15 protein-coding genes are annotated in these 22,028 nt (G+C 71.9%); 6 read left to right on the forward strand and 9 right to left on the reverse strand.

The features are described 5' to 3' along the window. Nucleotides 1–93 precede the first annotated feature (93 nt). A complete protein-coding gene (locus ABZV42_RS13215; protein ID WP_356051913.1) occupies nt 94–1,182 on the reverse strand; it encodes an NAD(P)-binding domain-containing protein in 1,089 nt (362 codons plus the stop codon). A 227-nt stretch (nt 1,183–1,409) separates the two neighbouring features. Between ABZV42_RS13215 and ABZV42_RS13220 the strand changes: the two genes are divergently transcribed. Next, nucleotides 1,410–1,832 carry a secondary thiamine-phosphate synthase enzyme YjbQ gene (locus ABZV42_RS13220; RefSeq protein ID WP_355977279.1) on the forward strand — a complete coding sequence of 141 codons (423 nt, stop codon included), beginning with the start codon at nt 1,410–1,412 and terminating at the stop codon, nt 1,830–1,832. A gap of 125 nt (nt 1,833–1,957) precedes the next feature. On the opposite strand, the gene ABZV42_RS13225 is transcribed toward ABZV42_RS13220, so the two are convergent. Together ABZV42_RS13225 and ABZV42_RS13230 are read right to left on the reverse strand one after the other, a co-directional pair. Then, nucleotides 1,958–5,734 carry a S8 family serine peptidase gene (locus tag ABZV42_RS13225; protein ID WP_356051915.1) on the reverse strand — a complete coding sequence of 1,259 codons (3,777 nt, stop codon included), beginning with the start codon at nt 5,732–5,734 and terminating at the stop codon, nt 1,958–1,960. 177 nt (nt 5,735–5,911) lie between these two features. Continuing rightward, a complete protein-coding gene (locus ABZV42_RS13230) occupies nt 5,912–6,949 on the reverse strand; it encodes a hypothetical protein (RefSeq protein ID WP_356051917.1) in 1,038 nt (345 codons plus the stop codon). A 522-nt stretch (nt 6,950–7,471) separates the two neighbouring features. On the opposite strand from ABZV42_RS13230, the gene ABZV42_RS13235 reads away from it, so the two are divergent. Further along, nucleotides 7,472–8,656, forward strand: a complete 1,185-nt coding sequence (locus ABZV42_RS13235) for a TetR family transcriptional regulator (protein WP_356051919.1) — start codon at nt 7,472–7,474, stop codon at nt 8,654–8,656. A gap of 342 nt (nt 8,657–8,998) precedes the next feature. On the opposite strand, the gene ABZV42_RS13240 is transcribed toward ABZV42_RS13235, so the two are convergent. The 3 genes from ABZV42_RS13240 to ABZV42_RS13250 all read right to left on the reverse strand — a co-directional run bounded on the left by ABZV42_RS13240 (nt 8,999) and on the right by ABZV42_RS13250 (nt 13,527). Beyond that, nucleotides 8,999–10,582, reverse strand: a complete 1,584-nt coding sequence (locus ABZV42_RS13240; protein ID WP_356051921.1) for a multicopper oxidase family protein — start codon at nt 10,580–10,582, stop codon at nt 8,999–9,001. A 448-nt stretch (nt 10,583–11,030) separates the two neighbouring features. Then, nucleotides 11,031–12,713 (reverse strand): ATP-binding SpoIIE family protein phosphatase, encoded by a 1,683-nt coding sequence (locus tag ABZV42_RS13245; RefSeq protein ID WP_356051923.1) that lies wholly within the window; start codon nt 12,711–12,713, stop codon nt 11,031–11,033. A 133-nt stretch (nt 12,714–12,846) separates the two neighbouring features. Next, nucleotides 12,847–13,527, reverse strand: a complete 681-nt coding sequence (locus tag ABZV42_RS13250; RefSeq protein ID WP_356051925.1) for a class I SAM-dependent methyltransferase — start codon at nt 13,525–13,527, stop codon at nt 12,847–12,849. Between the two features lie 620 nt (nt 13,528–14,147). On the opposite strand from ABZV42_RS13250, the gene ABZV42_RS13255 reads away from it, so the two are divergent. Together ABZV42_RS13255 and ABZV42_RS13260 are read left to right on the forward strand one after the other, a co-directional pair. After that, nucleotides 14,148–15,212, forward strand: coding sequence for an NAD(+)/NADH kinase (locus ABZV42_RS13255; protein ID WP_355977295.1), 1,065 nt, complete (start codon nt 14,148–14,150; stop codon nt 15,210–15,212). Between the two features lie 202 nt (nt 15,213–15,414). Further along, nucleotides 15,415–16,044, forward strand: a complete 630-nt coding sequence (locus ABZV42_RS13260; protein WP_355977297.1) for a dihydrofolate reductase family protein — start codon at nt 15,415–15,417, stop codon at nt 16,042–16,044. Nucleotides 16,045–16,132: 88 nt separating this feature from the next. On the opposite strand, the gene ABZV42_RS13265 is transcribed toward ABZV42_RS13260, so the two are convergent. The 3 genes from ABZV42_RS13265 to ABZV42_RS13275 form a co-directional block, all read right to left on the reverse strand. Beyond that, nucleotides 16,133–16,711 carry a TetR/AcrR family transcriptional regulator gene (locus tag ABZV42_RS13265; protein ID WP_355977391.1) on the reverse strand — a complete coding sequence of 193 codons (579 nt, stop codon included), beginning with the start codon at nt 16,709–16,711 and terminating at the stop codon, nt 16,133–16,135. Between the two features lie 509 nt (nt 16,712–17,220). Next, nucleotides 17,221–17,889 (reverse strand): HAD family phosphatase, encoded by a 669-nt coding sequence (locus tag ABZV42_RS13270; RefSeq protein ID WP_356051927.1) that lies wholly within the window; start codon nt 17,887–17,889, stop codon nt 17,221–17,223. A gap of 64 nt (nt 17,890–17,953) precedes the next feature. Beyond that, nucleotides 17,954–18,430, reverse strand: coding sequence for an Lrp/AsnC family transcriptional regulator (locus ABZV42_RS13275; protein ID WP_355977303.1), 477 nt, complete (start codon nt 18,428–18,430; stop codon nt 17,954–17,956). Nucleotides 18,431–18,670: 240 nt separating this feature from the next. On the opposite strand from ABZV42_RS13275, the gene ABZV42_RS13280 reads away from it, so the two are divergent. Together ABZV42_RS13280 and ABZV42_RS13285 are read left to right on the forward strand one after the other, a co-directional pair. Continuing rightward, entirely contained in the window at nt 18,671–20,170 is a 1,500-nt protein-coding gene (locus ABZV42_RS13280; RefSeq protein ID WP_356051957.1) for an FUSC family protein, read from the forward strand. Between the two features lie 687 nt (nt 20,171–20,857). Continuing rightward, entirely contained in the window at nt 20,858–21,904 is a 1,047-nt protein-coding gene (locus ABZV42_RS13285) for a lactonase family protein (RefSeq protein ID WP_355977395.1), read from the forward strand. Nucleotides 21,905–22,028: the final 124 nt, after the last annotated feature.

Below are 22,028 nucleotides of genomic sequence, written 5' to 3' on the forward strand. Positions count from 1 at the left end.
GGCACGTCCGCAGACACATCAGCGGACACATCCGTGGTCGACCCCTCGGAGACTCCCACGGTCATTCCCACGAACTGACGGGCGCGCGGGGCATCACACGGCGACCGGACGGAGCGCCGGCAACTGCCTGATGTCCCGTACGGCTGCCCGGCCGGCCCGGTTGGCACCGATGGTGCTCGCGGAGGGCCCGTAGCCGACCAGGTGGACTCGCGGGTCGGCGACGACGTGCGTCCCCTCGACACGGATGCCGCCGCCGCGCTCGCGCAGCCGCAGCGGCGCCAGATGGTCGATGGCGGCCCGGAAACCGGTCGCCCAGAGGATGACGTCGGCGTCCACGCGCGTCCCGTCCTCCCACTCCGCACCGTCCGGGGTGATGCGGTCGAACATCGGCCGCCGGTCCAGCACGCCGTCGGCCAGCGCCTCGCGTATCGCGTCGTTCAGCGGCAGCCCGGTGACCGAGACCACGCTCCGGGGCGGCAGCCCCTGCCTGACCCGCTCCTCGACGAGAGCGACGGCGGCCCGCCCGATGTCCTCGGTGAAGGGCCCCTCGCGGAAGACCGGGGGACGGCGGGTGACCCAGGTGGTCGCGGCCGCGCGGTCGGCGATCTCCATCAGATGCTGGGTGCCGGAGGCGCCGCCGCCCACGACGATCACGCGCCGCCCGGCGAACCATTCGGGGCCCGGGTACTGCGCCGTGTGCAACTGCCGCCCGCGGAAGGTCTCCTGGCCCGGGTAGCGGGGCCAGAACGGACGGTCCCAGGTGCCCGTCGCGTTGATCAGCGCCCGGGTCGACCAGGTGCCGGAGTCGGTCTCCACGAGCAGCCGCCTGCCCGTCCCCTCCCGGACCGCCCGGACGTCGACCGGCCTGCGTACCCGCAGGTCGAAGGTGCGCTCGTAGCTCTCGAAGTACTCCGGGACGACCTCGGAGGAGGGGCGGTCCGGGTCGGCGTCCGTGAGGTCCATGCCGGGCAGCGAGTGCATTCCGTGGACCTTGCCGTACGTCAGTGACGGCCAGCGGAACTGCCAGGCTCCGCCCGGGTGCGGCGCGTGGTCGAGCACGACGAAGTCCCGCTCGGGCTCGAAGCCCGTGCGTCGCAGGTGGTAGGCGGCCGCCAGACCGGCCTGACCGGCCCCGACGACGACCACATCGACCTCGCGCGCAACTGCCCCGGTGTTGTTCACACTTCTACGAACCGGACCGGGTTCCGGGATCTTCCCGTCGGGCACCTCACTGTGAGCAACCCGACGAATCCGTGCCGCGAGCCGCCGGCGGCCGGTCGCCCGCGACCGGCCGCGGGTTGCCGCAGATCGTGGACGACCGGCCGCCGTGTGCCGCAGGCCCGTGGACGAGCGGCGGCCGGGTGCCGTCGCCACGGGCCGGGGACCGGCGTATGCGAGAGGATTGAGGCATGTCCGATGCCTTCACCACGCAGGTCCTGAACATCTCCTCCGGTTCGTCGGAGAGCGTCGTCGACCTCACCCGCGACTGCGAGGCCTTCCTCCGCGAGGTCGCGCCGGGCCGCGACGGCCTCCTGAACGTCTTCGTGCCCCACGCCACCGCCGGGATCGCCATCATCGAGACGGGCGCCGGCAGTGACGACGACCTGCTGACCACGCTGCACTCGCTGCTCCCGGCGGACGACCGCTGGCAGCACCGTCACGGCAGCCCCGGGCACGGCCGCGACCACGTCCTCCCCGCCATCGTCCCGCCGCACGCGACCCTGCCGGTGGTGGACGGGAGCCTGGAGCTGGGGACCTGGCAGTCGGTGTGCCTCGTGGACACCAACCGGGACAACCCCAACCGCGAAGTGCGGTTGAGCTTCCTGGGGTGACGTGTCCGCTCTCCGCGCGGATCTGAGCGACCTCTTCGATCTCGCGCGGACAGCGGACAGACGTCGTAGCCGCAGACGGAAGGGAGCCGCGACCGTCACGGCCGCGGCTCCCATGTGTGTCTGTGTTACTTGATGCCGTACGCGCGCATCACGGTCTGACTGACCGTGTTGCCCGCGTCGTCCTTCGACGTGGCGCGGAGCGAGACGTACTGGGCGGCCCTGGGCGCGTCCAGGCCCACGGTCCACCTGCCGTCGCCCGTGCGGTGCAAGGCGGTCGACGTCCAGTGGTCGCCGTTGTCGTAGGAGACCTGAAGGGTGGCCCCGTTGACCTTTCCGGCTCCGGTGACCCCCTGCATGTGCGAGGCGGTCAGGGTGAGCGTGGTGCGGCGTGCCGCGTCACCGTCGATGTCGGTGTCCACGCCGTAGTCCAGCTGGATCAGGGGCAGATCCACCCAGCCGTTGCCGGAGGTGAAACCCCACTCGGTGCGGGTGGCCGACGAGGTGGGGAAGACCGCGCTCTGGCTGGTCTCCGCGACCAGACGGTACGGCAGCGGGTCCGGACTGACCGGGATGTTGATGTTCAGCTGCTGGTGGTTGGTGGACTTGACCATGGTGTCGCCCTGGTACAGCGTCACCGTCTCGTGCAACTGGTCCGGGGTCGGCTGCCAGTCGCCGTAGTCGTAGCCCGTGTGACGGGGGCCTCCGTCGCCCCAGGCCGGGATGTTGAGGGAGAAGTAGTCGCCCTGCCGGCGCGGCAGGATGCTGTCGCCGAGCCGCGGGTGGATCACCGGCGAGAACCACTGGTCGGCGGTCCGGGAGCCCGGCTTCGGGTCGACGAGATCCGCCCGCTCCTCGACCACCCTGATCATGCCGGACTGCTCGTACCAGGTGAACTTCTTCCTGCCCGAGGTGACCCAGTCGGTGCGGGTGGTGCCGAGCTGCTGGTAGGTGTCGAACCCTATGGCGTACCAGTCGAAGTCCTGAAGGTCGTACCGGCCGTTGTAGCCGGTCGTGTCGGACTTGCCGGCGTACCGGGAGTCGAAACGGGCCAGCCCGCTCCGCTCGGGACGGTAGATCATGTCGGCCGCCGGGACGGCCCCGTCGTGGCGGTCGACGAGGTCGTAGACGTACGGCGAGGTGGGGGCGGAGGTGGCGTCCAGCTCGAAGCCGGTGCGCTTGGCCGCCTGGATCAGTGCGGCGCCCTCGTCGGCCCGGAGGCTCGCGACCGCGATCGGGCCGGGAGCCGGGTAGTTGGCGGAGCCGTACCAGCTGCTCAGCCGGCCGACACGGTCGTTGACGACCAGTACCAGCTTGGCGCCGGCCGCGGCCGCCGCTGCTGCCTGGGCCACGTTGGTGTTGAGCTGGTCCGTGAACGAGGCCTTGCGGTCGTACGCCACCACCACGGCCTTGCCCTTGACGTCCAGTCCGGCGTAGTCGGCCTGCGTGCCCTTGCCGGCGTAGACGACGCCGAGTCGGTCGGTACCCGCGGGGAGCTTCGCCGAACCGCCCTGGAGCGTGGGGACGACCAGGCTCCGACCGGCCGACAGCCGCTTCGTGGCCTTGAGCGTGAGCTGCGGCTTGGCCTTGCGCCAGCGGGTGACGAAGTTGAAGCTGCCGGTGGTCACCTTCGCCGTGCTCTGTGCCCAGATGCTGGTGTAGGAGATCGGAAGCATGTAGCTCTCGTTGCGGCTGTAGCCGTCCGTGACCCGGTTCCACTCGACCCTGGTCGTCACGTCCTCGGTGCGCTGCGGTGCCACCGAGGCGACGCGGTGTGCCTTGCGTGCGTCGAGATTCGCCTCGCGGTCACTGTCCAGGTTGATCTGCGGGACGGACAGCAGGCCGATACCGAGGTCGTCCGGCCCGGCCGCGCCGGGCAGGTCCGCGAACATGACCACCGAGTACTCGCCCTTGGGCAGGCGCAGCGTGAGCCGGCCGCTGTCCGGGATCTCCACCGGCGAAGGCCACTGGTCGCCGGTTCGGTAGATCGCCACCCGGCCCCCGATCGGTGCGCCGGTGCGGTCGGTGGCGTTGAGTGTGAGGTTGTAGCGTTCGGCCTCGCGGCTGATGCCGACCAGGGTGTGTGCCACCGTCTTGCCGTCGGCGTCGGTCGCCTCGACCAGGCCGTCGGTGACTCCGTACGGGGCGGCGTTCGGATCGCCGCTGACGGTCACCGAGGCGGTGCCGTGGGCCGGGACGGTGACGGTGGATGCGGAGAGGCTGAAGATGTCCGCGGTGACGGGGGTGCCGTCGGCAGCTGTGGCCTTGGCGGCCAGGTTCAGCGTGAGGTCGGCGTCGCCGGTGTTGGTGTAGGTGATGGTCTTCGGCGACGGCTGGTCCGCGGTGTGCGGCCAGGCGTAGAAACCGGACCAGGCGGTGGCCGAGGCGTGGACGGTGCCGAGGACGGCGGCCTTGGCGTCGACGCGGCCGCTGCCGCCGCGGGACAGCGGAATGTCCGGGGTCGCCTTGGAGCTGCTGACCAGCGCGTCCTTGATCTGCCTGCCGGTCCAGTCGGGGTGCTGCTGGGCGACGAGCGCGGCGGCGCCGGCGACATGGGGAGTCGCCATCGACGTGCCACTCATGGTCATGTACGAGCCGGAGCCCGCCGCGTACTGGGAGCGGGCGGCCAGGATGTTGACACCGGGTGCGGTGATCTCCGGCTTGAGCCCGCCGTCGATGTTACGGGGGCCCCAGCTGGAGAAGTACGCCAGCTTGTCAGCCGAGTCCACCGCGCCCACGGTGAGCGCGGAGGTCGCGGCGCCGGGCGAACCGATGCCGCCCGAGCCGGAGTTGCCGGCGGCGATGACGAACAGCGAGCCCGTGGACGCGCTCAGGTCGTTGACGGCCTGCGACATCGGGTCGGTGCCGTCGCTGGGAGCCGACGACCCCAGGCTCATGCTGATGACCTTGGCGTGCTCGGTCTCCGCGGCCCACTGCATTCCCGCGATGATCCAGGACTCGTCGCCGGAGCCCTGGTCGCTGAGGACCTTGCCGACCAGCAGGTGCGCGCCGGGGGCCACGCCCTTCTCCTTGCCGTCGGAGGCGGCGCCGGTACCCGCGATGGTGGAGGCCGTGTGGGTGCCGTGTGAGTTGCGGTCGGTCACGTCCTGGTCGGGCACGAAGCTCTTCGAGTCGGCGATCTGCCCGGCGAAGTCGGGGTGGTCCGCGTCGACGCCGGTGTCCAGGATGGCGACGTTCACACCCTTGCCGTCCGTACCGGTGTTCCACAGGTCCGGCGCGCCGATCTGGGCGGTGCTGTCGGCCAGGGTCGCCTTGACCTTGCCGTCCAGCCAGATGTGGCTGATGTCCTTGCCGAAGACCGCGGGGGCGGACATTGCCCGGCTGTGGCTCTGCGGCTTCTCGGAGTTCAGGGTCGCGGAGCGGGCCTTGGCGCGGGCCAGCGCGCCGGCCGGAGTGAGGTCCTGCCACATCCGGGCGGTCTTGGACCGGTCGGCGACGGCGGCCTCGCCGTGGATCGCCGTGAGTCCGCGCTCGGCGGTCAGCGCGGTCGGGCGGTCGGCGGACCTGGCCGAGGGGGCGGCGCCGTCGTACTGGACGATCAGCGGCAGTCCGGAGCCGTGCTTGTCGTCGTAGCCGTCGGCGATCAGCCGGGTGACGTCGAAGAGTCGCTGGTCCAGTACGCCGGCCGCGACGTAGGGCAGTGCCTCGGCCGGGTAGACGAACAGGTCCTTGCCGATCGTCTCGGTCTGCACGCCGCCGGTGAGGTTCCCGGGCCGTTCGACCGAGGCGACGCTGTGGCCGTCGGCAAGGGTCTTTACGGTGACCTTGTCGCCGGTGATCAGGGTGACGGTGTGGGTTTCCCCGGCGGTGGACGGCCGGTTGGCGGTGGACTTGGGGGCGGCCGTCTGTCTGCCGGCATAGGCGCTCGACGGGGTCGCCGTCATGACCACCAAGGCCGTGCCGAGGGCTATCAACCCGCGCCTTTGTGAGGATGAAGATGGCAAGAGTGCCCTCCGGATTCGGAGTGGAAGGGGGTGTGGCGACATTGTTGGACACCGGTTCGGCGATTCGGCGGTTTGCACCTGGCGGTCTTCCGTCCTGACGGAAGGCCGCCAGGGCGATCAACTCGCGGACATGCCGTCGTCCGCGGGGAGCCAGCCGTGCCGCTCCGCGTGCCGGCCCAGTTGGAACCTGGAGCGGGCGCCGGCCAAGTCCGTGAGAGCGCGCAGGCGACGCTCCACCGTCCGCAAGGAGACGTCGAGTTGGGCCGCGATCGTGCGGTCCGCGAGACCCAGCGCCAGCAGCGAGAGGATGACCCGGTCCTGGGCGGTCGGACCGGGCGGATCCGACTCGCCGACGGCACGGGTCCCGGCGTCGGGCAGCAACGGCCGGGCCTGCTTCCAGTACTGCTCGAACAGCAGGGCCAACGCCCGTACGACCGCGGTGCCGTTGATGACCAGCGAATCCGCCTCGTCGCTGCCGTGCTCCAGCGACAACAGGGCGTTGGCCCGGTCGCATACGAGCATGCGCATGGGAACGTCCTCGGCCACACGCAGTTGCACGCCCGCGAGCAAGGACTCCCGCGCGGCCTCCATCGTCCCGGCACTCTGTAGGTGGTGACGGGAGATCACGGTGCGGAGGCCGACGCCTCGCCGCAGTAGCTCGTGCACCATCGGATCGGCGGCTTCCTGGTTCACGGCCACCGCCACCTCGGTCGGAATCACCAGGGCTTCCCGCCGTGCTCCGCCGAGCAGTTGGGCGAAGCGACGCCGGGTCGCGGCCGCGCCGTGGACCACCTCGACGACGCCTCCCGCCGCCGACGAGGAGACGGTGCGGTACTGGTCGGCGAGGGCGGCGACGGCGGCCTCGGCCTGGTCGAGCACGGCGCGCTGGCGCACCAGCATCGGCGTGAGCGCCACGGAGGGCGAAGCCGCACGGAACGTCGCGGCAGGCTCCGTCAACCCGCGGCCCGCGGCCGGGCGGCACTCCTCCTCGGCCACCACCAGACCGCGCGCCGCCAGTTCGCCGAGCTGCGCCGCAGCGTCGGCCGGGGCGGTGTTCAGGGAGTCGGCGAGCTCGGCCAGGGTGCTGCCCGGGTGGGCGACCAGCAGGACGTAGAGCCGCTCATGCTCCGGCGGTATTCCGAGTGTGCCCAGCAACGCGCCTCCTTTCGAGGGCCGCCATGCAGGCCTGCCGAGGCGGTGAACCGGCATGGAAGGGCGGTGAATCGGTGGTCAGGGGTGCGGGACGGCGATCTCGCGGCCGAGGATCTCTCCGGTGGTGTCCGCAGGCCCGGCGCCGACGAGCGAGATCCCGCGGGGTACAGGTCGGGGGCGACCCGTGCCCGGGCGAACCCCGCAGTTCGTCTGCGTGGCATCGGGGGAGCAGGGCCACGTCGGCGGCCTCCTCGTCAAGAGGGGCGGACGCGATCAGCGCGGTCTCGGCGATCCGCGGCAACATCCGTGCCACGCACGGTCGTCCGTTTGGCCAGGTCGGTTCCCGCTCCTCGGTTCGGGGTGGGTCGCCGTCCTCCGCGGCGTCACCTGTGCGAACCATACGTTCACCGTTGCGACAATGGGAATACCAGTGACTGGGGGATGATCAGGCACACAAGTAAATGGATCGTTCACCTCAGACACGGTTTCACGTCGCGCCCGCAGACCGTCTATAGGATGTGCGGGGTGACCACCACGACCGGCAGACCGCCCCGCCGTCCACGCGACCGCAAGGCCCAGATCCTGGTCGCCGCGGTGGAGTGCTTCCATCGGTCGGGATACCAGGCCACCGGTATGGAGGACATCGCCGCGGCCGTGGGCATCACGGCCGGTGCGCTGTACCGGCACTTCCGAAGCAAGCGGGAACTCCTCGGACAGGCCCTGCTGAGCAGTTCCGAGCGGCTCATGGAAGCGGTGCAACAGCCGGCCGACCTGGACTCCCTGGTGCGCGCCGTCTTCACCTTCACACTCGACCACCGGTCGTACGCCGCGGTCTGGTGGAAGGAGACGCGCCACCTCACGCCTGAGCAGCAGACCGAGGTCCGGGGCCGCCACGCCAAGCTCGCCTCCGACATCGCCGCGGCGCTGCGTGCCTCGCGTCCCGGAGTCGACCCGGCTGCCGCGGACTTGATCTCCTGGGCCGTGCTGGCCCTCGCCGCCAGCTCGTCGTTCCATGGCACGGAGCTGCCCCGGCCGCAGTTCGACGAACTGCTCCGGAGGCTGGCGTCGGCGCTCTGCCAGGCGGAGCCGGGCCCGGCGGTCTGCGCCGAAGTGCCGCAGACGGAGGCCGGGTCCGGGCTCACTCCTTCGTCCCGCCGGGAGGCGCTGCTCGTGGCGGCGATCCCGTTGTTCGCCGAGCGCGGCTACCAGGCGGTGAGCATGGAGGAGATCGGTGCGGCCGCCGGTGTCTCCCGGCTCTCGGTCTACCACTACTTCGTCGGAAAGGGTGAGCTGCTCGCCGCCGCGCTCCATCGCGAGTCGGAGATGCGGTGGGGCGCGCTGACAAGGGACCTCGGCCTGAGCGCCACCGCTGACGACGGCCTGCGCAAGGTGCTGCACACCTATGCCGAGTCGACCGTGCGCGGCAAGGGTGTCGCGGAGCTGTTGCGGGTGGGTGAAGTGGCCCACCTCGCCGAGGCCGAGCGGGAGGCGCTGCACCGGTCCCAGGTCGACTACGTCGCCGAGTGGGTGGCGCTCCTGACGACCTGCCACCCCGCACTCGGCCAGAACGAGGCGCGCGTCGTCGTCCACGCGGCACTCGCTCTGCTCAACATGCTGCCGCGGCTCGCGGTACTGGAGAACCGCGCGGATCCGGTGGCGATCGTGGTCGCTCTCTCCTCGGCGGTCCTGGAGGCCGCTGCGGATCTCTGAGCGGCCACCGCCGGGATCGAGCGGAACCTGGCCCCGTGCCGAGGCAAGGCTGCGGACCCGGCGTGGCGTGGGTCTGATCGGCCGCGTGACTTCGAGAGGGCGACCTGGCGTCCCAGGAAGAGCGGGAGGTAGGGCGGGCGGCAGCACGGGAGCGGCATGGCTCCGGCTGCCGCACGGGCCACCCGGGGCAGCGCGGGGGCCTCGGGTGGCCCGTACGACCGGAGTGCGAGCGCCGTCCGCCCCGCCCCGGTCCGGGAACCGGACGCTCCGGCTCGCAAGAAGCCGACTCGCGCGAATCCGGCACCTTAAGGCTCAGGCTGCGAAGACTCCGACTCCGAAGGCTCAGGCCCCGTAAGCCATGAGCGCCATCATCCCGGCCTCGCTGTGATAGGCGTTGTGGCAGTGCAGCATCCACTGACCGGGGTTGTCCGCGTCGAAGACGACGGACACCTTCGAGCGGGGCAGCACGATGGTCGTGTCCTTGCGCGGGCCGGTGTCGCCGAGCTGGTAGGTGTGTCCGTGCAGGTGCATCGGGTGCCACATGTTCGTGGCGTTGACGAACTCGAGCTTGACCCGCTGGCCCTCCTGGACGAGCAGCGGGTTCGAGGTCGGGTCGGCCATGTCGAACCGCCTGCCGTTGATGGCCCAGTCGTACGCGCCCATGCTGCCGGTCAGCTTGATGCGGAGAACCAGGTCGGGATCCTTCGCCTCCAGCCGTACGTCGTCGCTCGCGCGCAGCTGTCCGGCGGTCACGATCCGCCCGTCGAGCTCGCCCGGGCGCACGGCCGGGTCCGGCAGGCCCCCCGACCCGGTCCGTACGAGGGCCATGCCGGAGACGTCCTTGCCCTCCGCCAGCGCCACGAGGGGGAAGACGCCGTCGTCGAGGGTCACCAGTACGTCGTACCGCTCGCCCATGGCGACCAGCAGGGCGTCGACCTCCTCGTGCTCGACGGGGAAACCGTCGGTGTGCGTGATGGTCAGTTTGTGGCCGCCGAGCGCCACCCGGTACGCGGTGTCGGCACCGGCGTTGATGATCCTCAGGCGCACACGACTGCCGGGCTTGCCCGTGTAGCCGTCCGGATCGGTCGACACCCGCCCGTTGATCAGGTGGTACGGATAGTTCACGTCCCCTGCGTCCCGGCCGAGCAGCGGGCTGGCCGCGCCGCTGAGCCGGAACCGCGGCGACGCCCCGTCACCGGAGGACGCGGACGCGGACTGGGACGCCGGCACCGACGGGTGCCGCGAGGACGCCGGCCGCCTCGGCCCGCCGCCCTTCATGCCCATGCCGGACATGCGGTGGCTGAGCTCCGCGAAGACGTCGTCGGGCGTGCCGGTCACGCCGTCGAGCCAGTCGTCGAGGACCACGACCCACTCGTCGTCGTACGACAGCGGCTCCTTGGGGTCCTCGACGATCAGCGGCGCGTACATGGCGCGGTCGACCTGGATGCCCACGTGCGGGTGGAAGAAGTACGTGCCGGGTTTGTCGGCGACGAAGCGGTACGGGAAGCTGGAACCGGGCCGCACCGGGGTCTGCGTGACCGGCGGGACGCCGTCCATGTCGCCGCGCAGCGAGATGCCGTGCCAGTGGATGGATGTCGTGGTGGAGCCGGGCAACTGGTTGGACAGCTCGGCGGCGATCGTGTCGCCGGCGGAGACACGGAGCTCCTTGCCGGGAACCTGGCCGCTGAAGGCCCAGGACTTGACCCGGACGCCGCCGCCCAGGTCGAGGGTGGTGGCCGCGGCGGTCACGTTGAGGCTCCGGACCCTGCCCGTGGCGCCGCGCTTCCTGTCCACGCGGGCGACCTGGGATCCGTTGGGGCTGAGGAGCGAGGGAGTGTCGGGGACGTCCTTGCCGCAGGCGGCGAGCAGGCCGGTACCTGCCGCTCCCAGTCCGGCGAGGACGGTGCGACGGTTGATGCTGTTCACGAAGGGTCCTCTTCTCGATGCGCGACAGGCGTTTCGGGACGGTCCACACACGGCTGGACGGCGTCAGCGGACGCGGAAGGCCGTGGGGACGTGGCCTATGTGCGCGGCGAAGAGAGGAACGGCGGGTCGGGCGAGAGGCCCCGGCCCGGTGTGTGGCGGACCCGACGGCACCGTTTCGGCGGTCGAGCCCGGGATCTCGTGAGGGAGCGGTACGGCGGTCGAGCCCGGGATCTCGTGACGGAGCGGTACGGCGGCCATGGGGCACGGCGTGACGAGCGGACCGCGAACCAGGCGGGCGGCGCCGTCGAACCGGGCCCAGGGCAACTCTCGTACCGTCATCAGGGGCGTCCGCACTTCCTGCGAGCTAGGAACGCCACCATACCCTTCACGGGTATGCGAGCCCCGGAGGCGTCGATCAGGAATCCGCCGAATGCGGACCGGGCGGCGGCTACTTGGGCGGGATCTTCTGCTCGAACCAGACGACCTTCCCGCTGCTCACGCGTGTCGCGCCCCAGCGCAGGGCCAGTTGATTGACCAGACAGAGGCCACGACCGCTCTCGTCCCCGAGGCCGGCCTGGCGCATCCTGGGGACCTGGGGCGAGTCGTCCGTCACCTCGCAGCGGAGCACGTCGGTGCGCAGCAGCCGCAGCGACAGGGGCCGTGAGGCGAACCGCACGGCGTTCGTCACGATCTCGCTGACCATGAGCTCCGTCGGGTCGATCAGGGAGTCGAGACCCCAGCGGCGCAGGGCCCTGCGGGTCAGCCGGCGCGCCTGTCCCGCGGTCATCGGGTGCGGGGCCAGGAACCAGTAGCCGACGCTGTCCGGCGGGAAGCCCTCGAACCGGGCGGTGAGCAGGGCGATGTCGTCGTCCCGGGTCCCCGGTCCCAGGGTGCCCAGTACGTGGTCGCAGAGCGATTCCAGCGAGGCGAGTCCCCGGGCGGTGCCCTGGAGGCGGGCCCGCAGCGCCTCGACACCGCTGCCGATGTCCGTGGCGCGCGACTCGACGAGTCCGTCGGTGTACAGCACCAGGGTCGCCCCGGTGGGCGCGGCCATCTCCACCGACTCGAAGACGACACCGCCGACGCCGATCGGGGCGCCGGGCGGGACCGTCAGCACCTCGGCCCGGCCGTCCTCGTAGAGGAGTACCGCGGGCGGGTGGCCGGCGTTCGCCATCAGCAGGCGGTGCGAGATCGGGTCGTAGATCGCGTAGAGGCAGGTCGCGATGTGGTCGTTGCCCAGCCGCTGGGCCTGCTCGTCGAGATGGTGCAGCACCTCGTCGGGCGGCAGATCGAGACCGGCGAGGGTCTGCACGATGGTGCGCAACTGCCCCATGATCGCGGCGGAGGTCATCGAGTGGCCCATGACATCGCCGACGATCAGTGCGACGCGGTTGCCGGGAAGCGGGATCGCGTCGTACCAGTCGCCGCCGACCTGGGCGGTCTTCGAGGCGGGCAGATAGCGGCTGGCCAGCCGGATGCCGGTGGTTTCGGGCAGGGACGACGGGAGCATGGTGTGCTGGAGGGTGTCCGCCACGGCGGCCTCGTGGCCGTACATCACCGCCTTCTGGACCCCGAGCGCGGTGTGCGTGGCGAGTTGTGAGGCGACGAGCAGATCGTCGCCGGTGAAGACGGGGCGGTCCGCACCCCGGAGCAGGACGACCGCGCCCATGACGTGATGGCTGCCGTGCAGCGGGGCGATGATCAGTCGGTGGCCCGGCGGCAGTGCGCCCGGTGGGTCGCTCCCCGCCGCGAGCAGTTCGGCGACGGCGGGCGCGTTGCCCGGCGCGTCGCCGAACGCGGGACGCCCGTCGCGCAGCAGCTCCGCGAGCCGGCCGCCTCCGGCCGGTTCCACGCGCTCGGCGACTTCGGGGAGCGTCGGCGATGTCGGGGCACCGTCGGCCTCCGGCGGTGCCGGCAACGCCCTTTCGGAGCTGTGCAGCCGAAGTACTACGGGTGCCGTCGACCGCTCCGTGCCCACCGGCAGCGGATCGTCGAGGTGGATGAAGACCGCGTCCGCGAACGCCGGTACGGCCGCGTGGCGCAGCTCCCGGAGTGTCCCGTCCAGATCCATCCCGCGCGCGATCCGCCGCGTCGCCACATCGAGATACCGGAGGCGGTCGGTCTGCGGCACACGGCCCTCCGGTAAGGCGGCAGGCGGGAGGACGCCCTGTGGCGGTGCGCTGCCCTCGTGGAGGGTGTGGTGCTCGGTCACGCTTCTGTCCCGTCCGGTGGGTGGCGCGGTCCGCTGCTCGGACTCCGCCTCCTCAGTCACACCGCCGGCAGCACAGGAACACCTGCTCCTCGGGCGGGACATCGGTCACCGAAGGGGCGTAGGTGTACGAGGTCTCCCTCACGATCTCGAAGCCCGCCTCCTCGACGACCTTGTGCAGGTCCTCGCGCAGATAGCCGGAGACCCTGATCGTGTTCCCGAGGAACGGGATCGAGAAGTCGTCCACATCGGCCTCGACCATCGACAGGACGAACAGGCCTCCGGGCACCAGCAGATGACGGACGGTCCGCAGCGCCATGGGGATCTCGGCACGCGGCAGCATCAGAAGCGAGAAGAAGGCGGCGACGGCGTCGAAGCGGCCGAGGTCGCGCGGACCGCCCGGGCGCAGGTCGGCGAGGTCCAGCTGATGGAACGTCGCGTCGGGGACGTGGGCGCTCGCGAGCTTCACCATGCGGGCGGAGAGGTCGACCCCCACGACCTCGAACCCGGCGTCCGCCAGCCCGCGCGCCGTCGGCACACCCGTACCGCAGCCGAGATCGAGGACCCGCGCCCCCTCGCTCAGCGATCCGATCAGCCACTCGCCCGCGGTGACCTGGCCTTCCTTGTGCGGAAAGGCTTCGTCGTAACGGTCGCCTATGGCGTCGAAGGCTTCGGCCTGACCGGTGCGGTCGAGCAGGATGCTCTCGTAATCAGTCCCGTGATTGCTGTTGATCACGAAAGGAGCCTTTCGGTGGGGTGGTCGAACCTGTCCGCAATGCGGATGAAAGCGGGCGTGACGGGATCTCCGAGCCTTCTCGGTCGCTCAGGAGACGTCAATTCGAGACGATAGTCGTTCAGTGTTCGGCGGGATGCCTAAGTGTCCGAAATTGTTCGGCCGGCGGAACGACTTCCGTCCGGACCGCCCCGCTGCTGACGACGCTCGAACTCGGCCTGAACGGAAGCTGGTTGCCGCGCCCCTCTGGTGCCGACACGGCCGGAATCCGTCCGCCGGAATCGGGTGGGCGGAGCGGTGCGCGGCGGTAACTCTGGTCCCTGGTGCTGGAGATGGTGAAGTCGGCTTTCTGTACGGGTAGTTGAGGCGCCGACGTGACCGGCATCCCCGCGCCGCGGCGCCGGAATCCCCGAGCGGCGCCCGCGCGGGTGAGCCTCCCGGGCCGACGACTCCTGGGGAGCCTCGCGGCGCGGCGGCTCGTCGGCCTCGTACCGAAATGTCGTATTCATGGAAGGATCGGGGCGTGCCCCGGGCCCCGGCCCGGAACAGGCTCGCCACGGTCCCTGCGCCCCACGCTCCGGGCCCGCGGTCCGTGTCCGTGCCCCGCGTGGGTGGAGGTTGCTGTGTCCGTGCACCGCGTCGGCCTGGTCGTCCACCAGGGGAGGACGGCGGCCCACGATGTCGCCCGCGCCGTGCACGGCTGGTGCGACGAGCGGGGCATCCGGTGCACCGAGATCGACGTCTGGGCCAAGGACCAGCGGCGTCGTGGCGGACGCGCGGAAGCGGAAGCGGCCGGCAACCCGGACCTCGTCGTCACGCTCGGCGGGGACGGCACCTTCCTGCGCGGCGCCCGGATCGCCGTCAAGAGCGGTGCGAGCGTGCTGGGCGTCGACCTCGGCAAGGTCGGGTTCCTCACCGAGGTGCCGGCCGCCGACGTGACCCGGGCGCTTCAGGAGGTCCACGAGGGCAGGGCCGTCGTCGAGGAACGGATGACACTGACCATGCGTGCCTCCCGGGCCCTCGAGGTCCCCGGGGGAATGGAGGAGGTTTTCTGCTACGGGAAGGGGCCCGCCCTGCCTCCGCCGCAGGTCAGGGCCGAGGCGACGGAGGGCGACGGCTGGGGGGTGGCGCTGGACGTCACGGCCCTGAACGACGTCGTGCTGGAGAAGCTGGCCCGGGACCACCAGGTCAGCGTCGGCGTCTACTTCGCCGGCCGGCGGCTGGCCTCCTACTCGGCGGACGCCTTCGCGGTCGCCACGCCGACCGGGTCGACCGCCTACAGCTTCGCCGCCGGCGGGCCGGTGCTCTCACCGCACATGGACGCCGTCGTCTTCACCCCGATCGCTCCGCACATGACCTTCAACCGCAGCGTCGTCGCCGCGCCCGACGAGCCCGTCGCCCTGCGGGTGCTGCCGCACTCGGGCCAGGCCGCCGTCAGCATCGACGGTCAGCTGCGAGGGGTCCTCGGCCCCGGCGACTGGATCGGTGTCTTCCGGGCTCCGCGACGGATGCGTCTCATCCGCCTGCACCCCACCGACTTCTACGGCCGGCTGCGCGACCGCTTCCGCCTCAGCGACGCACCGGCGACGGCGGCCGACGCCGAAGCCGCTCCGTTCTTCCGCCCCGACACCCCTGTGCCCCCGGACCTCGCCGGACTGCGCCTGCCGCCTCCTTCGGCGGCCCGGTGACGGAGTCCGCGTCGCGACGGCACGGTGATGGCGTCCGCGTCACGAGGGTCAGGTGATGGCGTCCCCGTGGCGCCTTCCCGCTGTCGGCCGGGCCGCGTCGTCCCGCACGGTCGGGGAAATTCAGGGGGAAGCTGTCGATCCGGGCGCGTCCCGTTCGACGTACGGGTGAGAGCGGGAAACCACGGGCCCAAGGAGCACGGCCATGCCCAAGCTGCGCGTACACAACATCACTGTTTCGGTGGACGGCTACGCCGCCGGTCCCGGCCAGCGCCTCGAGTATCCGCTCGGCGAGGGCTTCGAGGGCATGCACGAGTGGATGTTCGCCGCGATGCGCGACCTGGCCGACGGCAAGGAGGGAATCGACGTCGAGTACGTGAGGCGGAGCGAGGAGAACATCGGCGCCACCATCATGGGCCGCAACATGTTCGGGCCTCGGCGCGGGCCGTGGGAGGACGAGTCGTGGACGGGCTGGTGGGGCCCCAACCCTCCGTACCACAACGACGTGTTCGTGCTCACGCACCACCACCGGCCCTCCGTCCGGATGGAGGGCGGAACGACCTTCCACTTCACCGACGAACCCGTCGAGACGGTCCTCGCCCGAGCCTTCGAGGCGGCGGCGGGCAAGGACGTCCGGATCGGCGGGGGACCGTCCACGGTCCAGCAGTATCTGCGCGCGGGACTCGTCGACGAACTGCACCTGGCCGTCGCTCCTCGACTCCTGGGCCGCGGCGAGCGTCTGCTCGACAACCTCGGGGACGCGATCGACGGCTACCGGGTCGCCGAGCAGGCCGGATCGCCGGCGGTGACGCATGTCCGGCTGGTCCGCCGATGAACCGACCGCCCTGCGGGCCGGCCGTTCGCGGTGGGCGCCGCGGCCGGCCCGGCGGGGGAGCGGCCGGCTCAGCGGGGGAGCGGCGGGCTCAGTCCTCCCGCGCGGGTGTGGCCGGTCGGGGCGCGCCCACGCGCAGGCCGTCCGTCACCAGGTCCAGCAGGCGGCGGGCGTGCGCGGGCCAGTCCCCGTGACGGTCGAGATGCCAGAGCCCGGCGACGGCGAGCAGGAAGTCGTCGGTGGTCACCCCCGGCCGGATGGTGCCCGCCTCCTCGTTGGTCCTCAGTAGCACTGCGACGGCCGGGTGCAAGGGGCGGTGGTCGAGCCTCGTGAGGACGTCCCGGGGTGTGGCGGTGGTCGTCCGCAGAGCTTCGGCCAGACCCGCCTCGGCCAGCGCGAACCGGGCGAGACGGTCCGTCCACTCCCGCAGTGCCCGGTCCGGCGGGCGGGTGGCGAGCAGGTGCGCCGCGGCGTCAGTCACCTGCCGGACCTCGTGGCGGTGTATCTCCAGGATGAGGGCCTCGCGATGGGGGAAGTTGCGGTAGAAGGTCCCCTGGCCCACCCCCGCCTTCCTCGCTATCGCGCTCAGCGGTGTGCCGGCTGAGCGGGTCAGCTCCGCCAGGGCCACGGCCAGGATGCGCTCGCGATTGCGTCGCGCGTCGGAGCGCACCGGCCCGTCCGCACGGGCCGGTTCCCCAGGGTGCGCGGGTGCGTCCTTGTCGGGGTGCACGCGTACTCCTTCCGGAACTGCGGCCGGATTCCTCCCGGTGGCACGGCCGGACCGCCCTCGGTGACGGGCGGCTGTCTCCGGGCCGGGTGATCGCGGACAACGGTCCGCGCAGGGCCCGCAGAAGCGGCCGACCCGATCCGCGATGGCCGACCGCGGTTGCCGACCCGCTCCGCGCGGTGCCCGGAACCTCTCACCGACCGGCATTCTGGCGTACCCGGCGGAATTCCGGCCGGGGTCTTCCGAAATGGCCTAGGGGCGGAGCCGGTTCAGGAAGCCTGCGGACGGTGTCGGTTCAGGAAGCGGACGGATGGTGCCGGTTCGGCGATCCGGCGGAGGGGGGCGGGTTCAGGAGCCCGGCGGATGCGGGCCGGGGTCGGAACCCGGCGGACGCGGGCCGGCGCGGGAGCCCGGCGGACGCGGGCGGCTCAGGAACGGGTGCCGCTCGCCAGCTAGTCGTACGCCGCCCGCGCCGTGAACTCGGCCTGGCCGCCGCGTACGAGCAGATCGGCCTGTGCGAAGGCGGGAGTGTCGGCCTGCGCGGCGAGATAGGGGACGGCGATGCAGCGCATGCCGGCCGCGTGCGCGGCGACGGCGCCCGGCGCGGCGTCCTCCAGGACCACGCAGTCCGCCGGGGCGGCACCGAGCCTGCGCGCCGCTTCGAGGAACACGTCCGGTGCGGGCTTGCCGTGCGCCACCTCGTCGGCCGACACGACGGTCGTGAGCCGGGAGGACAGTCCGGTGCCGGTCAGGATCGCGGCGATGGCCTCGCGCGAGGAGCCGGAGGCCACCGCCATCGGAACTCCGGCCGTGGCCAGCAGGTCCACGAACACCCGCATCTCCGGGTACACCTGGGTCGAGGCACGGGCCAGTTCCAGGTAGCGGCGGTTCGTCTCGGCGAGCAGGGCTTCGAGCGGGGCCGTCAGCCCGTACCGCTCCTTCCAGAGCGCGAGCGTCTCCTGGGTGCTGATGCCGACGTATCTCTCATGGTCGGCCCAGGTGAAGTCGTTGACGCCGTGCACGGCGAGTGTCCGGCGCCCGGCTTCTAAGTAGTTCGGTTCGCTGTCCACGAGCGTTCCATCAAGATCGAAGATGACCGAAGTGCCGTCGAGGGTGCTCATACGGTCAAGGGTGCCCGGGAGTGATCCACGCGCGGCCATGTGAAGTGATCCACCGCGCGCGCGTTCAGCCCTGCGCCGCCCGCCCGATCGACTCCACCAGTGGCAGCAGGCGGTACGGGACGCGTTCGCGCAGCGCCACCTCGGTCCGGGTGCGGACCACGCCCGGCAGGCTGATCAGGGCCTGGATCACATCCTCCAGGTGGGCGTTGTCGCGCGCCGCGACCCGGGTGATCAGATCGCCGCCGCCGGTGATCGAGAAGGCCTCGATGATCTCCGGTACGGCGGCCAGTGCGTCGCCCACATCGTCCAGATGGCCCTGGGTGACCTCGATGTGCACGAACGCGAGCACGGGATGGCCGAGGGCGGCAGGGGACAGCGACGGGCCGGTACCGGTGATCACCCCGTCCCGCTCCAGCCGGTCGAGGCGGGCCTGGAGCGTGCCGCGGGCGACACCGAGGACACGGGCGTATTCGCGGACGCTGGTGCGTGGCTGCTCCAGAAGCAGCCGCAGGATGCGGGTGTCGAGCTCGTCCACGGGCATGGTCCGTTGGTCTCCTTGTGGCTGACAGCGATCCCTTTCGACTGTACCAATGGCTCAGTCGAAATCGGGTCGGTTGAGCCAGTTCGAGGCTGTCACGTACCTTGTCCGTATCGATGGCGCTGCGCAGCGCCGGACGGCAAGGACGCCGTACCGGACCCGCGGCGCCTTTCGCATGTGCGCTGCGCATGCCGGATCAGTGTTGACGTGCGAAGTGGGGGCGGGCTGCCGACGGTGAAGAAGATGTTCATGGCGCCGGATCCGGGACTGTTCCGGCTGCGGGTGTCGCTCAGAGCGGTTCTCGGCATCGGCCTCGCGGTCGCCCTGTGCCAATCGGCCGGACTCTCGCTCCCCGCCTCGATCGCCGGCGGGCTCGCGGCGCTCCTCGCGCTGTTCACGGTCGGCGACCCGACCGTGCGCGGCCAGGCCGTCACCACCGCGCTGCTGCCGCCGGCCGGATTCCCGGTCCTCGCGGCGGCCACCTCCCTGCACGGGGCGCCGGTCCTGCGGGACGCGACCTGGCTCGCCGTGATCTTCGCCGGGGTGTACGCCCGCCGGTTCGGCCCGCGCGGGCACGCGCTCGGCATCTTCGCGTTCATGATGTTCTTCACGGCCCAGTTCCTGCACGCCGTGCCCGGTCAGCTCCCGCAGCTGTACACCGCCGTCGCCCTGTCGCTGGCGGCGTCCTCGGCCGTACGGTTCGGCGCCTGGTGCATCGAGCGGCACAGCCCCCTGCCCGCCGCGCCGCTGCCCCTCGAAGGACGCGGACTGGCGCGCCCCGCCACCCGCCAGGCCTTCCAGGCGACCGCGGCCTGCGCCTTCGCGCTCACCGCGGGCCAGTTGCTCTCGCACGACCGCTGGTACTGGGCCGTCGGCACCGCGTGGTGGATCTTCGTCAACACGGCCTCGCGCGGCGAGGCGCTGGTCCGCGGCTTCCGGCGCGTGGTCGGCACGCTCACCGGGATCGTGGCCGGGCTCCTGATCGCCGTACCGCTGCACGGCGCACCGGCGCCCACCGCCGTCCTCGTCGCGGTGAGCGTCTTCGGGATCTTCTACACGGCCGCGCCCTCGTACAGCTGGATGATGTTCTTCGTCACCGTCATGGCGGGCCTGCTCTACGGGCTGCTGGGCGTCCTGCACCCGGGGCTGCTGGGCCTCCGGCTGGCCGAGACGGGTGTCGGCGCGCTCGGCGCCGCGCTCGCGGTCGCGCTCGTCCTGCCGATCACCACGCACACGGTCACCGACCGCTGGATCGAGCGCGCCCTGCACGCCGTGCACGGCTGCACCTCGGCTGCGGCCCGGCGACTCGCGGGCGACTCCCAGGCCGACCCCGCTCCCCTCGCGGGAGAGCTCGAAGCACTTCTGGGGCGCGTACGGATGGCTCTCGCACCCCTGGTGCATCCGCTCAACCCGATGCGGCGGCGCCAGGAGCGCGCCCGCGCGATCCTGGCCCTGCTGGACGACTGCGCCCGCGAGGTACGGGGTCTCGCCGCCGTCGCCGCGGACCCGGACGCCTCGCACGACGCCCGTCTCACGGCGGCCTGCGGCCGGGTCGAGTCGGCGATGGAGTCCCTGGTCGGCGCCGTGCCGGGGGGTGCCCCGGCGGCCCACCACGGCGTTCCCGGCCACCACCCAGGCGCCGAGCAGGCGCTCGCGCATCTCCACGGCCTGGAGCGGGCACTCGTCGAAATGGCGGCACCGCTGCGCGGACCGGCACGCGGCTCGCGACTCGTCGGTGTCTGACGCCGACGGGCTGACCCCTGGCCCCTGACATCCCGGCCCCCGGCCCCCTGAAGCGCCGTCCCGCGCTCCTGGGGGCCGTTCTCGTTCCGTGGAGGGGACCCGTCCGGAAGATCCACAACGAGGGCGTGGGTGCCCGCTGGGCGGCCTCGGAGCGGTCTCGGCCGACAATCCCCCCGGCGTGCGTCCGGAAAGCCCGTGGCGGCCGTCGTACGCACTCCGGAGGCCCCGTGAGCTGCGCGTATCCGGGGCACTCCCTCTGTTCCGGACTACAGGCCCGATTCCCGGGCGCCCTGCGCCGGAATGCGGACCGCGGGGGTACGTGACCGGGGAAAGGCCAGTGGGTCCACGGCGTGTCCTCGTCCGCCGGAGACCCGGCGCTCTCGACCGCCCAGAGGCAAGAGCGCGGACGCCGGGCCTGTCCTTCCCCCCGGGTCCGGAGTGAGGGAACGGATGCCGGTCCTGCCCCTGCCCCCCGGGGTCCGGAGTGACGGAACGGATGCTGGAGTGAGGGAACGGATGCCGGGCCTGCCCCTGCCCCCCGGGGTCCGGAATGAGGGAACGGATGCCGGTCCTGCCCCCGATCCCGCCGCCGTTTCGGGCCGTGGCCGACTGTCCCGCTTTGGTCTAGACCGCAGCGTCGTGACTGCTACCGTCGCCCCGACGGAGCGTGATCGAGAGGGGACAGAAGTGGCGTACGGCGGCGGGCGGCGACAGCGGGCGTTCATCGGCTCGTTCACGGCGGCGGGGGGCCTCGGTGTCCTCACGGCGGCCGTGGATCCGGGCAGCGGCGCCCTGACCGTACTGAGCGCGGTCGACGACGTGCCCGACCCCTCGTATCTGGCCCTCTCGCCCGAGCACGACGTCCTGTACGCGGTCAGCGAGACCGCCGAGGGCGCGGTGGCCGCCTACCGCGTGGACGGCGACAAGCCGGAACCGGCCGGTCCGCCGACCCGGACCGGTGGCAGCGGCCCCACCCACCTCGGCGTCTTCGACGGACACGTCCTGACCGCGGACTATGGCTCGGGCAGCGTCAGCGTGGTGCCCGTCCGCCCCGGCGGCGCGCTGGCGCCCACCGCCTCCAGCGTGTTCCGGCACACGGGTTCGGGTCCCCACGCGCAGCGGCAGCAGGGCCCGCACGCCCACCAGGTGCAGCCCGACCCCACCGGCCGCTGGGCCGTCAGCGTCGACCTCGGCACGGACTCCGTCCGGGTCTGCGCCCTTGACGGCGGAACGCTCACCCTGCACCGCGAGATCGCCCTGCGTCCCGGCTCCGGGCCTCGCCATCTCGCCTTTCATCCACGAGGCGGCCATGCCTACGTCCTCAACGAACTCGCTCCGACCGTCACCGTCTGTCGCTGGGACGCCGTGGAGGGCTCGCTGCGGCCCGTCAACGAGACGCGGGTCCTGTCCGGCGTCCCGGACGGCGACGCGTACCCCTCGGGCATCGTGGTCTCGCCCGACGGCCGCTTCGTATGGACCGCCACCCGGGGCCGGGACACCGTCTCCGTGCTCGGCGCCGACGAGCGGGGTGAGGGACTCACCCTCGTCGCCGAGGTGCCCTGCGGCGGCGTCTGGCCCCGTGCGCTGGCCCTCGACCCATCGGGGCGCTTCCTGTACGTGGCCAACGAGCGCTCCGGCGACGTGACCTGGTTCGACGTCGATCCGGACACCGGCGTTCCGCGCCGCGCCGGCTCGGTCGCGGCGCCCGCCGCCTCCTGCGTGGTCCTCGGCTGACACGGTCTGCCCTGTGTGCCCCCTGGGGGTCGCGCCGGGCAGACCCCGCGTCCATGGGAAAGGGCCCCTCCTGGTTCAGGAGCGGGCCCTTTCGGCGTGCAGGTGGTGCGGGTGTGGCGGCCGG

Origin of the sequence: Streptomyces sp. NPDC005281 (assembly GCF_040607495.1) — a bacterium.
GTDB lineage: Bacteria > Actinomycetota > Actinomycetes > Streptomycetales > Streptomycetaceae > Streptomyces.

Excerpts from the sequence above, each read along its gene's own strand:
- ABZV42_RS13220 (WP_355977279.1), top strand. The coding sequence starts at position 1,410 with ATGTCCGATGCCTTCACCACGCAGGTCCTGAACATCTCCTCCGGTTCG.
- ABZV42_RS13225 (WP_356051915.1), bottom strand. The coding sequence starts at position 5,734 with ATGACGGCGACCCCGTCGAGCGCCTATGCCGGCAGACAGACGGCCGCC.
- ABZV42_RS13260 (WP_355977297.1), top strand. The coding sequence starts at position 15,415 with ATGCCCAAGCTGCGCGTACACAACATCACTGTTTCGGTGGACGGCTAC.
- ABZV42_RS13270 (WP_356051927.1), bottom strand. The coding sequence starts at position 17,889 with ATGAGCACCCTCGACGGCACTTCGGTCATCTTCGATCTTGATGGAACG.
- ABZV42_RS13275 (WP_355977303.1), bottom strand. The coding sequence starts at position 18,430 with ATGCCCGTGGACGAGCTCGACACCCGCATCCTGCGGCTGCTTCTGGAG.
- ABZV42_RS13280 (WP_356051957.1), top strand. The coding sequence starts at position 18,671 with ATGTTCATGGCGCCGGATCCGGGACTGTTCCGGCTGCGGGTGTCGCTC.